The 13,138-nt window shown below is 72.4% G+C and carries 12 protein-coding genes; 5 read left to right on the top strand and 7 right to left on the bottom strand.

Translation table 11 applies throughout. The features are described 5' to 3' along the window. Positions 1 to 1,082, bottom strand: a 1,082-nt coding sequence (locus D7V97_RS29435; RefSeq protein WP_120613959.1) for a DUF4139 domain-containing protein, incomplete at its 3' end; no start/stop codon positions are given. Positions 1,083 to 1,152: 70 nt separating this feature from the next. Continuing rightward, positions 1,153 to 2,046 (bottom strand): hypothetical protein, encoded by an 894-nt coding sequence (locus D7V97_RS29430; RefSeq protein WP_233583302.1) that lies wholly within the window; start codon positions 2,044 to 2,046, stop codon positions 1,153 to 1,155. Between the two features lie 142 nt (positions 2,047 to 2,188). Between D7V97_RS29430 and D7V97_RS29425 the strand changes: the two genes are divergently transcribed. After that, on the top strand, positions 2,189 to 3,178 hold the full coding sequence (locus tag D7V97_RS29425) for an alpha/beta fold hydrolase (protein WP_120613957.1): 990 nt from the start codon (positions 2,189 to 2,191) through the stop codon (positions 3,176 to 3,178). Here D7V97_RS29425 and D7V97_RS29420 read toward each other — a convergent pair. From D7V97_RS29420 to dgcN, 5 genes are all read right to left on the bottom strand, one after another. Next, the gene (locus tag D7V97_RS29420; protein ID WP_120613956.1) at positions 3,175 to 3,726 is read right to left on the bottom strand and encodes a D-alanyl-D-alanine carboxypeptidase family protein; all 552 of its coding nucleotides are present in this window, start codon (positions 3,724 to 3,726) and stop codon (positions 3,175 to 3,177) included. The genes D7V97_RS29425 and D7V97_RS29420 overlap by 4 nt on opposite strands. 92 nt (positions 3,727 to 3,818) lie before the next feature. Continuing rightward, positions 3,819 to 4,223, bottom strand: a complete 405-nt coding sequence (locus D7V97_RS29415; protein WP_120613955.1) for an MGMT family protein — start codon at positions 4,221 to 4,223, stop codon at positions 3,819 to 3,821. 89 nt (positions 4,224 to 4,312) lie between these two features. Continuing rightward, positions 4,313 to 5,950 carry a DUF2339 domain-containing protein gene (locus tag D7V97_RS29410; protein ID WP_120613954.1) on the bottom strand — a complete coding sequence of 546 codons (1,638 nt, stop codon included), beginning with the start codon at positions 5,948 to 5,950 and terminating at the stop codon, positions 4,313 to 4,315. 199 nt (positions 5,951 to 6,149) lie between these two features. Continuing rightward, positions 6,150 to 6,878, bottom strand: coding sequence for a YebC/PmpR family DNA-binding transcriptional regulator (locus D7V97_RS29405; protein ID WP_120613953.1), 729 nt, complete (start codon positions 6,876 to 6,878; stop codon positions 6,150 to 6,152). A 51-nt stretch (positions 6,879 to 6,929) separates the two neighbouring features. Further along, positions 6,930 to 7,943 (bottom strand): N-acetyltransferase DgcN, encoded by a 1,014-nt coding sequence (dgcN, locus tag D7V97_RS29400; RefSeq protein ID WP_120613952.1) that lies wholly within the window; start codon positions 7,941 to 7,943, stop codon positions 6,930 to 6,932. A 127-nt stretch (positions 7,944 to 8,070) separates the two neighbouring features. On the opposite strand from dgcN, the gene D7V97_RS29395 reads away from it, so the two are divergent. The 4 genes from D7V97_RS29395 (at position 8,071) to D7V97_RS29380 (ending at position 12,968) form a co-directional block, all read left to right on the top strand. Further along, positions 8,071 to 8,700, top strand: a complete 630-nt coding sequence (locus D7V97_RS29395; RefSeq protein WP_120613951.1) for a hypothetical protein — start codon at positions 8,071 to 8,073, stop codon at positions 8,698 to 8,700. A 164-nt stretch (positions 8,701 to 8,864) separates the two neighbouring features. Further along, complete coding sequence (locus D7V97_RS29390; protein ID WP_233583301.1) at positions 8,865 to 9,419, top strand: RNA polymerase sigma factor; 555 nt, start codon at positions 8,865 to 8,867, stop codon at positions 9,417 to 9,419. Next, a complete protein-coding gene (locus tag D7V97_RS29385; protein ID WP_120613949.1) occupies positions 9,416 to 12,388 on the top strand; it encodes a CHAT domain-containing protein in 2,973 nt (990 codons plus the stop codon). Before D7V97_RS29390 ends, D7V97_RS29385 begins: the two co-directional genes overlap by 4 nt. Before the next feature lie 82 nt (positions 12,389 to 12,470). Next, positions 12,471 to 12,968, top strand: a complete 498-nt coding sequence (locus tag D7V97_RS29380) for a hypothetical protein (RefSeq protein WP_147445023.1) — start codon at positions 12,471 to 12,473, stop codon at positions 12,966 to 12,968. Positions 12,969 to 13,138: the final 170 nt, after the last annotated feature.

Here is a 13,138-nt window from a genome sequence, read left to right as displayed (position 1 = left end):
GCCATGGGGCGGGGAGCTCTGCCGGGAGGCCCCCCGTAGGAGGCCGCTTCGGCGATGCCGTCCGAGTCATCGCTTTCGCTCTCGTCCACCTCCTGGGGCTCGTACCTCGGGGCCTGCTGGGGAACGGGCTGGGCCTTCGCGGGCGAAGGCGGCTCCTGCGAGCGCAGGGCGTCGTAGCCGGCGAACAGCTCGTCCAGGCCCGGAGCGGGCTCGCGCCATCCCGAGCGCGGCGGTGGGGGCTGGCTGCGGCCGATGCGCAGCGACTTCAGCTCCGGCACCTCCGCGCGCCGCTCCAGGTCCGCGGTGGAGACGGACAGCCGCACCCCCGTCCAGTCCTCGCCCGTGCGCTGGAGCACGGCCGCGCGCATGCGCAGCGTGCCTTCCTCCAGCGTGCGGGGCAGGCGCAGATCATACGTGGGCACCCAGCGCGCGCCGGCCACGGCGTACTCCAGCACGAGGCGCGCGGCCCCGGTCGCGGGGAGGGGACCGGACAGTGTCAGCAGCGCCGCGCGGAACAGCCGGGCCCGGTCACCGGAGAGCGCCGAGGACAGCTCCTGGACGCGCCGCCGCCGCAGCTCCACCTCGCTCGCGGCGTCGCGCTGCTGCCGCTCCAGGTCCAACCGCTGGGCATGCAGCGCCGCCAGCTCGCCATCCACGAAGCCCGCGAGGGACAACATCGCGGACAGGGGCGCCTCGCGCGGGGGCTGTCCCTTGCGCGTCGGAGGGAAGGTGGGCGTCAGGCGCTGGAGCGACTCCAGCTCCATGCGCACGCGCTCCAGCCGGCCATGCACGTCCGACAGCGCGGCCTCCGCCGCCTCGAGCGCGTGCTGCTCCGAGGGCAGGTCCGACTCCGACGGCAGCTTCACGTCGAAGGCGGGCCGCAGGTCGCGGACGAGGAGCCCGGCAGGGCCCTCCACCACCCTCGCACGCAGCGAGCCCGTGCGCAGGGCCAGTGGCAGTCCGTCGATGCGGACCTTGTCGGGCAGGTGTCCCTGCTCCGGGGACAGCACGAAGGCGCGCGTGCACAGCGCTCCCTCGGCATGAACCGTGACGGATTCCAGGACGGACGGTACGACGCGCATGGGCCCCCGCTTCCGTGTTGAGGGCCGCACGCTAACCGACGCCTTCGCGGATGGCGACGAAGAGACGACGTCAGAACGCCCGGTTCACCGCGTAGCCGCAGATCCGGTGCTCGGCCGTGTAGGTGGCCGGGCCGGGGATGCCGTCAATGGGGCCCGTGTAGCCGAAGCTCCGGCCCACGGTCTGCACGCGGGTCCAGTAGATGGAGCCCGGGATGCCGTCCTCCTGCGCGGAGGTCCGGGGCGTGCCCCGGTTGTTCAACTCGCGCGCGGTGATGCGCACACGGACCTTCTCCGTCATCGGTCCCGTCACCCCGTCGATGGGGCCCGTGTAGCCGAAGTCGCGCTGGCCCACCGTCTGGATGCGCTTGTAATAGATTTCACCCGGGATGCCGTCGAACTCGGTGGTCGTCTGCGGCAGGCCACTGGGTGAACCGCCACCGCCCGCGATGCGTCCGCCCGCGTAGTCCATGGACCAGCCCAGGTAGCGCGCGCCCGTCTTCGCCGTGTAGCCCGCCACGCTGTTGATGCCAATCGCATCCCCCCAGGACTGCGACAGGTTGTAGGTGGCCATGAAGACCGTCCCGCCGCCGCCGTTCAGGTCCGCGCCCACATGCCCCGCCGACCCGATGTCCCACCAGTGGAAGGCGCCAATCAGCGCCGTCGACGCGTTCGTCGAGACGATCTTCGACGCCCGGTAGGCCTCGATGGCCGTGGGCCGCGCCGAGGACGCCGGAAGCTCTCCGAAGCGGAACATCAGTGAGCCGCACCACTGGTTCCAGGTGCCGCCGTCCCGCGTGGGATGGGCGGCCGCATAGGCCCGCGCCCGGTCATAGATGGGCGAGTTCGCCTCCGCCTCCACGGTCCCAATCTCAGACACGTCCTGCGTGGACTCCGCCACCGCGCTCCCACCGCAGGCGGACAGCATCAGGCCCGCGGTCACCAGCAGGGCAGGGGACCCCATCATCCAATTCCAGCGCATCGGCTTTCTCCAAGAGGGCGATTCAGCGTGGGTCGAAATTTACCATAAAGTCTAATTATACACGGATTGCTCAACTGCGTCTGGGGTTCGCGCCGGAGCCGTGCGAACCGTGTAAAAGTGTTGGGCCATGCGAATGCCCTGGTTCAGCGCCGCGCTGTTGCTGCTGTCCGCTTGTGCCACCATGTCGTCCGGGCCTCCCGGCAACGACGTGGATCCGCTGCACCAGGTGCGGCGGGTGGAGGTGGCCCGGGACGTCGAGCTGGAGGTGCTCGACTACGGCGGTATGGGGCCGGCGCTCGTGTTCCTGGCGGGCATGGGCAGCACCGGCCACGTCTACGACGTGCTGGCGCCCGAGTTCCTCGCCACCCACCACGTGTATGCCTTCACCCGCCGGGGCTTTGGCGCGTCGAGCTGGCCGGCCACCGGCTACGACACCGCGACGCTGGGGCATGACGTGCTGGCCGCGCTCGACGAGCTGGGGCTCGCGAAGGCGACCCTCGCGGGCCACTCGCTCGCGGGCGACGAGTTGACCTGGCTGGGCAGCCATCACCCGGACCGCGTGGAGGCGCTCATCTTCCTGGACGGCACGGACAACCGGGGGGAGATCGCCCAGTTCCTGAAGGACGGGCCGCTGCCGCCCCTGCCGTTCTCCGTGCTCGACGGCCTGCCCTCACGCGAGGCCGTGGCCGCCGTCATCGCGCGCGACCTGGGAGGCCCTCTCCCGCCCCATGAAATCGAGCAGGCCCACGAGTTCGACGCCACGACCGGCGCCTTCGTGCGCCACCACCGGCACCCCGACGCGATGGAGTTGTCGGTGCGCGGGGTGGCCCTGCCGGACTTCGCGAAGGTGCAGGGCCCCGTGCTGGCCATCTCCGACGAGCAGGCCTTCACGGAGTGGGTGGGCGCGCTGATCACGAGCGAGGGCGTGTCCGCGGCGCTGCGCGAGCGGGCCCGGGACTTCCTGCCGGTCATCCGCGAAGACGAGGCCGCCCAGGCCGCCCTGCTCAAGCGCCTGCCGAACTGGAAGCTCGTGACGCTCCATGGCGCCGGCCACTACCTCTGGCTCACGCGACACGCCGAAGTCGTGGCCGAGATGCGCGCCTTCCTCGCGCGCTAGCTGGCGTCGGTGCGGACCAGGGTGGGCGCGGGCAAAGGCTCCACGGACAGCGGCTGGCCCAGGCAGTCCACGCCCGCCTCGGGCGCGGACGTGCTGCGCGGCCGATACTCCCAGTGCCACGGCTCCGACGCCACCGTGCGGCGGAAGCCGAAGCGACAGGCGTTCCCCGCGAGCCAGGCGTAGGTGGGCGACTCCAGGTTGCCGCCCACGACCAGATCCACCGCCAGCCCGCGCTGGTGGTTGGAGCGCCCCGGTCGCGCGGCCTGCGCGCCCAGGCCCTTGCGGTAGAGGCGCCACAGGAAGCGCTGCTGCCGGTACGAACGCAGCGCGCTCGTCACCAGCAGCGACCGCCCCGACTCGCGGGCCGCCGTGGCCATGCGCTCGAAGGCGGCGGCCGCGTCACGGTGCAGCTGGTGCCCGCTGTGGATGCGCACGAAGCGCGGCCCCTTCGCCTTCGCCTTGCGGACCTTCGCGTCCTTGGCGAACCCCGCGGGGGCCAGCAGACAGAGGAGGAGCACGAGGCTGCGGCGAATCAGGGGGAACGACATTCGGAGGTCCAAGCAGGGGGCGAGGACACCACGGTGACGTCTTTAGTCCTCACTGAAAAGCAGGCGGGGCGCCGAGCGCTCCCCAGAAGAACTCAAGAGAAGAGATCGAGCTGCGCGACCGGCGCCGGTGCATCCCGGGGTGGCAGCACGGTGAAGCCGTGGGTGCGGGCCCAGGCCTCGCTCGGGCCCGTCCAGTGGTGGGCTTCCATGCGCACGTGGCCGGTGTCGTCGAAGGCCACCCCTTCGGCCTCCAGCAGCTCGCGCTGGCGGGGCCCGGAGGTGCTGATACCGCCCGTGCGGTTGATGATGCGCTGCCAGGGCACGCTCGCCGCGCGCGAGCCCAGCGCGGCCATGGCGTGCCCCACGGTGCGCGCATCACAGCCCTGGCCCACGATGGCGGCGATGTCTCCGTAGGTGGCGACCTGCCCGGAGGGCACCTGCTCGCAGGCCTGGTAGATGCGCTCGAACGGGTCCTGCGTGTCGGTGGGGGACGCCATCGGAGCCTCCAGGGGGAGCGGGGTGCGCGCCTGGAATCCCGCATCCCGCGGTGCGCCGTCAAGCCCGCGGCGCGGCCCGGGTCCGCCCGTCAACCGCGCCGGTCGCGCAGCCGCGTGTATGTGAATGAGACCACCAGGAGCATGACCCCGAGGAGGATGAAGGTGAGCACCCGCTGATCCGGAGGTAGACGTGCCACGTCCACCAGCACCAGCCGCACCAGCGCCAGCCCGAGCACCGCCAGCGCGGCCAGCCGGTACCAGCGCTCGCGCACCGCGAAGCCCACGCCGAAGAGGAGGAACGCGGCGATGACCCAGCCGAGCGTGACGAGCCCCGCGGACATGCGTGCGCCGACCAGCGCCACCAGCGACAGGCCCGCGCCCACCGCGCACACCGCCGTGAACAGCGTGCGCGCTCCGGGTTCGGGCAGGCCTGGGACGCGCACCGTGCCGCCGCGCTCCACCAGCACGAACGCGACTACCAGCCCTGCGAGCAGCGTCAGCCGCCCCGGCGTGCCCCACTCACACGCCGCCAGCGCCACGAAGAGGATGAGCACGCCCACGCCGCGCAGCACCGGTGAACCGACCCCGCGCGCGGCCAGTCCCGCGACGAGCCCCGTCACCGTCCAGGCCGCCACCAGCGCGACGTCCTCGTAGCGGGCGGGCATCGCCAGCGCGAGCGTCACCGCCGCCAGCGCGAGGTACGCGTGCGTCAACGCCACCGGTGCGCGCTGGAGCCGGGCCACGGCCGCCGCCACGCCCTGCGCCAGGGCGACGATGAGCAGGAAGGCGAAGAGGTGCGAGTCCTGCTCCTGGGAGACCTCGAACGCGCCCAGGGACACGAGGCCCGCCCAGTTGAGCAGCGGGAACGCGAGGCTCGCGCGCAGGGGCAGGTCGCGGGGACGCGCGAGCAGGGCCACGGAGAACAGCAGGAAGTAGAGCGCGAGGAAGCCCAGGCTCAGAAACAGCCTGTCGTCCTCCGGCGCGCCGGGCGCCATGTGGCCGGTGCGCACCGCCCAGACGACGTGCGTGCTGTAGACGGCCACGAGGCTGGACAGCGGGACGATGACCCAGCGGTTGCGCACGAGGAAGAACAGCGCGCCCGCCGCGAGCAGCGTGGTGGACAGCAACGTGAACGCGGTGATGTCGCTGAGCATCCCGGTGTGCAACCCCAGGAACAGCGCGATGCCCGCCACCGTCTCCGACTGCATCCGGTGCGCGATGGTGACGATGGCCACCACGAACCCCGCGAGCAGCACCAGCGCCAGCGCCTGGCTGTCGATGACCCGCACCGCCGGGATGAAGTGCAACGCGTAGGTGACGAAGTACGCGAGCGCCAGCCCGCCACCGAAGACGATGCGGCCGAACAGCTCGTGCCGCCGCGCCAGCCACAGCCCGAACGCGCCCAGCCCCGCGGAGAGCAGGTAGCCCGCGCCCACGCGCGCCAGCACCCCCAGCTCTCCGAAGCGGTAGGTGATGAGGTACGCGATGCCGATGATGAGCGCCACGATGCCCAGGCGGCTCAGCCAGTAGGTGCCGAGGTGCGCCTCCAGATCCCTGCGCTCCGGCGCGGCCGGCGGGGGCGCGACGGCGGGAGGCGGGAGAGGGGAACGTGCCGCGCCCGTGCCCTCCAGCCGCGCGAGGCGTGCCTCCAGCGCCGTGACCGTGGCCTCCAGCCGCTTCACCGTGTCCCGCAGGTCCTGCCCGTCGCCCTCGTCCGACTCCGACATGGACTCCCCTCATGCCTCGGGATGCGGTCCGGCCTCCTGCGTCCCGTCGCGCATTCTATGTCCTCAGGTGCTCCGCATCGATGGAGGGCGCATCCACGACCGGGTGCTCAGCGCGGCGGAGCGTCAGCAGCTCTGACGCCGCGAGGCGTGGCGCCGGCCCCCGGATGCGCGTGGGGGCCGGTGCCTCATCGCCAGGACTTCAGGCCAGGTTGTGGAACACGTGCTGCACGTCGTCGTCCTGCTCCAGCATGTCCACGAGCTTGAGGACTTCCTGGGCCTGCTCCTCGGGCAGCTCCTTGAGGGTGCCGGGCAGGGGGATGTACTCGGACTCCGCGGACAGCGGCGTGATGCCCTTGGCTTCAATGGCCGCCTGGAGCTTGCCGAAGTCCGCGAACTCGCAGCGCAGGAGCAGCTGCTTCTCCCCCTTCTCGCCGGTCGTCTCACCCATCTCCTGCAGGCCGTGGTCGATGAGCTCCAGCTCCAGCGTCTCCAGGTCCAGGCCTTCCGGATCCAGGCGGATGGCGCCCGTGCGCTGGAACATGCGGGACACGCCGCCCGAGGTGGCCATGCTTCCGCCCAGCTTGGTGAACGGGAAGCGGACGTTGGCCACGGTGCGCACGATGTTGTCCGTCGCCGTCTCCACCAGCACGCCGACGCCGTGGGGCGCGTAGCCCTCGTAGAGGACGATCTGGTAGTCGGCCTGGTCCTGGCCGCTGGCGCGTTTGATCGCGCTCTCCACGTTGTTCTTCGGCATGTTCGCCGCGCGGGCGTTCTGGATGGCCCGGCGCAGCGCGGAATTGGAGGTCGGGTCAGGCCCGCCGGCCTTCACCGCGATCACGATGTCCTTCGTGATGCGCGTGAAGATCTTCGCCATCTTGTTCCAGCGGGCGAACATCGTCGCCTTGCGTGTCTCGAAAATGCGTCCCATGGTGCCTCCAATCATATTCGCGGCCCGCCCCGGGAGGACGGGTTTCGCGCGTCACCCGCGCGGGAAGCGGCTCGCCAGCGCGTCGGCCAGGGGGCCCGCCCCCGTGCGCAGGGGGTCCACGCAGGGCAGGCCGTGCGCGCGGCCGGTGGCCTCCAGCAGCGCCAGGGCCTCCGCTTCACCCAGGTGTTCGGTGTTGATGGCGATGCCGGTGCACTGGATGGCGGGGTTCGTCAGCCGGCCCTCCAGCACCGTGCGGTCGATGACGTCCTGAATGGACGGCAGCGGGTGCTGCACGCCCCGCATGCGCGTCCGCGTGGGCTCGTGGCAGACGATGAAGGCGTCCGGCTGCGCGCCGTGCAGCAGGCCCAGCGTGACGCCCGCGAAGGAGGGGTGGAACAGCGAGCCCTGGCCCTCCACCACGTCCCAGTGGTCCGCGTCATTGGCGGGCGTGAGCCACTCCGCCGCGCCCGCGACGAAGTCGGACACCACGGCATCCAGCGCCACGCCCCGCCCGGAGATGAGGATGCCCGTCTGGCCGGTGGCCCGGAAGTCGGCCTTCCACCCGCGCTGCCGCAGCTCCTTCTCCAAGGCCAGCGCCGTGTACTTCTTGCCCACCGCGCAGTCGGTGCCCACGGTCAGCACGCGCAGGCCGGGACGCTTCGTGCCCTGGCCGGTGGCGAAGTCCCGGTCCGGAAACCGCACGTCGTGCAGCTTGCGTCCCTGTCGCGCCGCCGCGGCGGCCACGGCGGGGAACGAGGAGAGCCGCTTGTGCAGCCCGGTGGCCACGTCCAGCCCGGCCTCCAGCGCCTGCACCAGCGTGGCGACCCACGCGTCCGCGAGCACGCCGCCTGGGTTCACCACGCCCACCACGAGGGTGCGCGCGCCCCGGGCCTTCGCCTGGGCGAGGTCCATGTCGGGCAGGCCACAATCCGCCACACACCCGGGCAGGCGGAGCTGACCCACGCACCACTCGGGCCGCCAGTCCACGATGCCGTGGGCCGTCTTGGCCGCGAGCTGGTCCTTCACGTCTCCCAGGAACAGCAGATAGGGCTTGTCGATGTCCACGCTGCGTTGCCTTAGCACGGCGCAAAAAGGCCGTGGAAATGACGGGGGGAATAAGCGCGACACCGGACGTAACAGGGCAGGGGCCCACGCAGTCCTGTTCTTACCCGCCCCCTTCCGGAGTCGACCCATGCGCCTCACCTCGTCCGCCGCGCTCCTGTTCGCCGCCTCGCTCGCCACCGCCTGTGGAGGCCCGCTGGAGGAGGAGCCCCAGACAGCCCCGGTCGTGGACGAGTCCCTCGCCAGCCAGGAGCAGGGCGTGGACGAGTCCTGTGTCGGCTCCAGCGTGGTGCTGGCGCAGCCGGATGGCGCGTCGGTCGGGGTCGTCTATCCCCGCTGCTCGTATGCGGACTTCTTCGGGACGTCCAATGACGGCACCTACGATCAGACGTCGTGCCCCCACCGCTTCGTGACCGAGCTCACGAACCTGAACGGCACCTTCGCCCGGCCCTTCGTGGAGGCCATCCCGGCGACGGCCAACGTCACCGAGAGCGCCTGCAAGGCCGCGCTGATCGCGGGCGCCGCGTTCGGCTACGCCAACGGGTACTGGTACAGCCTGGGCAACGTCAGCACCGCCGGCATCTGGCACCCGGCGACCCCGGGCCCCATCTCCTTCCCGGCCTACTGCCAGTTTCGCTTCAGCATCGGCAACGGCGCGTCGGGCTACACCAAGATGCGGGTCACCGGCATCGGGGCGGCGCTCGGGGTCTTCCCCATGCGCGTGCGCACGGGCGTGAGCGTGGGCAACGGCCCCTGCTGACCGTCCAGGCAACCTCGGCGGGCAACCCACCTGAGCGGTGGGATCCGTCACGGAGGGTATCGTTGGACTTCGCGGGCGGGGCGGCTCCTGCTAGGAACGGGGCCGTGGTGTTCCGCCCGCGATCGCCCCGCGCCGCCCCCCGGCCCGGGGAGTCCTCCGCATCCGTGAAGGAGGCGACCCCGACCTCCGTCGAGGATGCCGAGGAGTTCCAGGCGCTCGTCGCCCGGTGCGCGCCCGCGTTGGAGGAGCGTGCCCGCATCCTCTGCCGGGGTCGCAGCCCCTCGGACGCGAAGGATTTGTTGCAGGAGACCTACGAGCGGGCCTTCCGCGCGTTTCATACGTATGACCGGTCCGCGCCTCCGATGGCGTGGCTGGCGTCCATCCTCGTACGACGCTTCCTCGACTGGTGCCGGCACGACCGGCGCCACCCTCACGAGGAGTTCACCGACGCGATGGGGGACACCCTGGCGGAGCCCGAGGCCCCGCCGGAAGTCTGGGCGCACTACACGCTGGAAGACGTGTGGCGCGCGGTGGAACAGCTTCCCCCGGAGCTGCGCGAGGTGGTCCGCATGAAGGACATGGAGCGACAGAGCTATGCGGAGATCGGCCGACGGCTCGGCATCCCGTCCATGACGGTGGGCACCCGCCTGTTCCGGGCGCGCAAGAAGCTCAAGGAGCTGCTCCTCACGCGCCAGGGAAGCGCGGGAGTCTCGTCGTGACCGCCGCCTGCGAACAGCTCGCCGCCTTCGTGGACGGGGAGCTGACCCCGGACGAGGCCCAGGCCTTCGGCCTCCACCTGGCCGACTGCGCGGAGTGCCAGGCGGAGCTGGGGGACCAGGTGCAGGCGAGCCTCGCGGTGCAGGCCGCCGCGGAGGCCCGGCCCCTTGAAAGGCCGGAGTCGCGGCCCGGCGTCCGGTCCGAGTCGCGGCCGCGCTTCCGTCCGTCCTGGGACCGCCGGCGCGTGGTGGGCTTCGGCGTCGCGGCCGCCGCCGTGGTGCTCGCCGTGCTGGCGGTGGTGCGTCCGTGGCGCGCGTCCGACGCGGGACGGGAGCTGCCCTTCGCCCTGGCCTCCGCGCGACAGCTGGAAGGCCGCGTGAGCCACCCGGGCCTGCAGGGGCACCGCGCGCTCGGCACGATGCGGAGCGGCGCGGCCGGGCGGACGGAGCTGGACCTGCGGGCGCTGGCGGAGCTGGAGGCGCGCGGGGACGTGCACGGCGTGGCGACCGCCTACCTCGTGTCCGGTGACTTCGAGCGCGCGGAGCGCCTGCTGGAGAAGCTGCCCCCGTCGCCCGCCGTCCTGGGCGACCTGGCGCTGGCGGCGCTGGGGCTGGGCCAGCCGGAGCGCGCGCTGCGGCGGCTGGAGGCAGGGCTCCAGACGGCGCCGGACGACCCGCGGCTGCACTGGAACCGGGGGCTCGCGCTCCAGGCGCTGTCGCTGGAGCTGGCCGCCGCGGCGGAGTTCCAGCGGGTGGTGGAGGCGAAGGAGCCGGGCTGGAGCACCGAGGCGCAGGAGCGCGCGGACGGCCTGCGCAAGGGTGCGCTGGGACGGCGCGACTCATGGAAGGCGATGAACGCGGCCGGCATGGCGCTGGCGCTGGAGGGCACGCCGTACCCGTCCACCCTGGCGCGGCGCAACCCGGACCTGGCGCGGCTGTACCTCTACCACGCGCTGCGCGCGGCCCCGTCCGTGGAGCGAGTGAAGGCGCTGCTGCCGCTGGCGACGGTGCTGGACGACGTCACCCGCACGAAGACGGCCACCGCCTACGTGGCGCGCGTGGCGGCGGCGGACTTCGCCAGGCGCGGCCCGCTGACGGCCACCTACCGCGCGGTGCTGGGCGGGGAGGAGTCACTGGAGGGGGCGAAGGCGGACGCGTACCTCGCGAAGCTGCGGCGCTCCAACGAGCGCGATCTGCTGCTGGGCGCGGTGCTGCTGTTGCACCAGGAGGACCGGCACGTGGACGAACTGGCGGCCCTGGTGCGCCAGTCCGGCGAGCCCGCCTGGTACGACGCACCGCTCGCCCGGGGCCGGGCCCAGGCCGCGCTGGCCCGGGGCGACCTGGAGACGGCGGAGCAGTCGCTTCAACAGGGCCTCGCGTCGTGCCGGAGCGCGGGCTTCCAGTACCGCTGCGTGGACCTCCAGCAGCACCTGGCCGCGCTCTACAACCGCCTGGATCGGCGCAAGGAGGCCGAAGGGCTGGCGCGCTCGGCGCTGGAAGAGGCGTTCCGCACCGACAGCTGGTTCCAGGAGGAGGTGCTGCTGTCGGACCTGGTGACGAGTGCGCGGCTGAGCCACGCCCCGGCCCTGGCCCGCGCGTACCTGGACGAGTACGTGCAGCACGCGCCGGAGGACTGCGCCCGGCGCTCGGAGTACCACCACGCGCGCGCGCTCCTCGCGGTGGAGGACCTGGACGCGAAGTCGGCCCGGCACGAGGTGGAGGCGGCCATCGCCTGTCCCACCGCGCCCACGCTGCTGGAGCTCGCCGTCGCGGGCGACCTGCTGCGGCTGGAGGGCGGCACGGTGCCCGGGCGCGAGCTGGACCGGGTGCGCGAGCGCATCCGCGTGCTGCGCGAGGACCCGTCCCTGTCGGAAGGGGAGCGGCTGCTCGTGGACCACATCGAGGGGCGCATCCTCATCGAGCGCGACCGCGAGGCGGGCCAGAAGCTCCTGCGCGGCGTCATCACCGGGGCGGCGCTGAAGCGCTCCTCCGACATCGAGGCGCGCAAGGCCTGGTCCCACAGCCACCACGTGCTGGTGATGGACGCGGGCCGCGCGAAGGAGTGGGACAGGGCCGTGGCGCTGCTCGCGGAGGAGCTGGATCGCCCCGCGCCCACGTCGTGCCTGCTGGCGCTGGCCGGCCAGGACGAGCGGCTGCTCTTCGTCGTCCGTGACGCCACCGGCGCCGGGGACGGGGTGTACCTGAACGCCCTGAAGCGCCCCTTGCGAGAAGAGCTGCCGGAGGTGCCCGAGGGCCTGCTCCAGCGGCTCACCGGCTGCGGCATGGTGCGCGTGCTCGCGGAGCCCATCCTCCAGGGGCGTCCCGGGCTGCTGTCACCGCACCGGGCCTGGAGCTACCTGGCCCCCGGGGGACAGCGCGTCGCCGCGCCCGCCGCGGCGCCCGCCTTCAAGCGGCTGGTGGTGTCGGACGTGGAGCCGCCCGCGTCCCTGGGGCTGCCGCACCTGATGCCGTGGAAGGGCCAGACGGGGTCGGGCGACGTCCACCTGCGGGGGCGCGCGGCGACGCCGGAGGCGGTGCTCGCGGAGATGGAGGACGCCACGGAGGTGGAGCTGCACACGCACGGACTCTCCGGCACCGGCCTGTCCGACGCGGCCTTCCTGGCGCTGTCCCCGGATGCGGCCGGCCGCTATGCGCTGACGGCGGGTGACCTGGAGGGTCACACGCTCCGGGGCTCGCCCGTGGTGTTGCTGGCCGCGTGCGACGCGAACGTGGGCGCGTGGCGCTACCATGCGGTGTGGAGCCTGCCGGCCGCGCTCATCCAGGCGGGCGCGCGCGCGGTGGTAGCGCCGTCCACGCAGGTGCCGGACGTGGAGGCGGGGGCGTTCTTCCAGGCACTGCTGGAAGCGCTGCGTCGCGGCGTGCCTCCCGCGCAGGCGCTCCGGGACACCCGGGCCCGCTGGCTCCAGCAGGGCAGCGCGAAGTGGGTCCAGGATCTGGTCGCGTTCGAATAGAGTCCCCGGGAGAATATTGGCGGCCCTCCGCGTATGGGAGCCAGGGGGATTCATGCATCAGCGTTGGAAGTCCGCAGTGGGGATGATGGCAGTCAGTGTGTTCGCCATGACGGCGATGAACGCGGAGGCCGAGGACGTGAAGATCCAGAGTTCGGGAGTGAAGCTCGCGCCCCGCGTGACGCCCGCCGCCAACCAGGCCGCGAAGAGCAGCGCCACGGGGGCCATGGAAGTGGCGGTCAACGACGGCGCCAAGGGCACCCGGCTGTACCGGTTCGACCGGGGCACCGGGACGCTCACCCTGGTGAAGCAACTCAGCCAGAAGGATGCCCCCAGCTCCGTCTCCCGCTTCAAGGACCTGCAGGTGGCGGAGCGCGAAGCGCCCGCGTCGAAGCAGGACCTGGTGATCGCCGTCGCCCCCGAGGGCAGGCCCCCCAAGGGCGGGCCCCCGGGCGGATCGGATCCGGGCCTCATCACCCAGGCGGACTTCGCGGCCCTCAACCGTGCGCTGGCGGGCCTCAACGTGGAGAAGAGCAAGGTGACGGTCGGCCCCGTCCAGCAGGCCCAGGCGCAGACGCGGTAGGCCCGCGCCTTCGCGGTGAGAAGTCCCGAAGGCTGAGAAGGCGTGAAGGCCGCGGCTTCCGGGGCAGGGTGGCAGGTGCACTCGCCCCGGAGGGTCGCGGCCGTCGTGTTTGTGGATGCGTCGCCACGCCCCCGTTCAGACCCTGACGCGCGGAGTGTCCGCCCCGGGCC

Origin of the sequence: Corallococcus sp. CA053C, assembly GCF_003611675.1 — a bacterium.
Taxonomy (GTDB): domain Bacteria; phylum Myxococcota; class Myxococcia; order Myxococcales; family Myxococcaceae; genus Corallococcus.
The sequence above is the reverse complement of the archived record's forward strand: the minus strand, read 5'-3'. Positions and strand labels throughout refer to the sequence as shown.

What these genes read in the sequence shown, in the direction of transcription:
- D7V97_RS29430 (WP_233583302.1), bottom strand. Translation starts at nt 2,046, where the DNA reads ATGATGGGGTCCCCTGCCCTGCTGGTGACCGCGGGCCTGATGCTGTCC.
- D7V97_RS29425 (WP_120613957.1), top strand. Translation starts at nt 2,189, where the DNA reads ATGCGAATGCCCTGGTTCAGCGCCGCGCTGTTGCTGCTGTCCGCTTGT.
- D7V97_RS29420 (WP_120613956.1), bottom strand. Translation starts at nt 3,726, where the DNA reads ATGTCGTTCCCCCTGATTCGCCGCAGCCTCGTGCTCCTCCTCTGTCTG.
- D7V97_RS29415 (WP_120613955.1), bottom strand. Translation starts at nt 4,223, where the DNA reads ATGGCGTCCCCCACCGACACGCAGGACCCGTTCGAGCGCATCTACCAG.
- D7V97_RS29410 (WP_120613954.1), bottom strand. Translation starts at nt 5,950, where the DNA reads ATGTCGGAGTCGGACGAGGGCGACGGGCAGGACCTGCGGGACACGGTG.
- D7V97_RS29405 (WP_120613953.1), bottom strand. Translation starts at nt 6,878, where the DNA reads ATGGGACGCATTTTCGAGACACGCAAGGCGACGATGTTCGCCCGCTGG.
- D7V97_RS29395 (WP_120613951.1), top strand. Translation starts at nt 8,071, where the DNA reads ATGCGCCTCACCTCGTCCGCCGCGCTCCTGTTCGCCGCCTCGCTCGCC.
- D7V97_RS29380 (WP_147445023.1), top strand. Translation starts at nt 12,471, where the DNA reads ATGATGGCAGTCAGTGTGTTCGCCATGACGGCGATGAACGCGGAGGCC.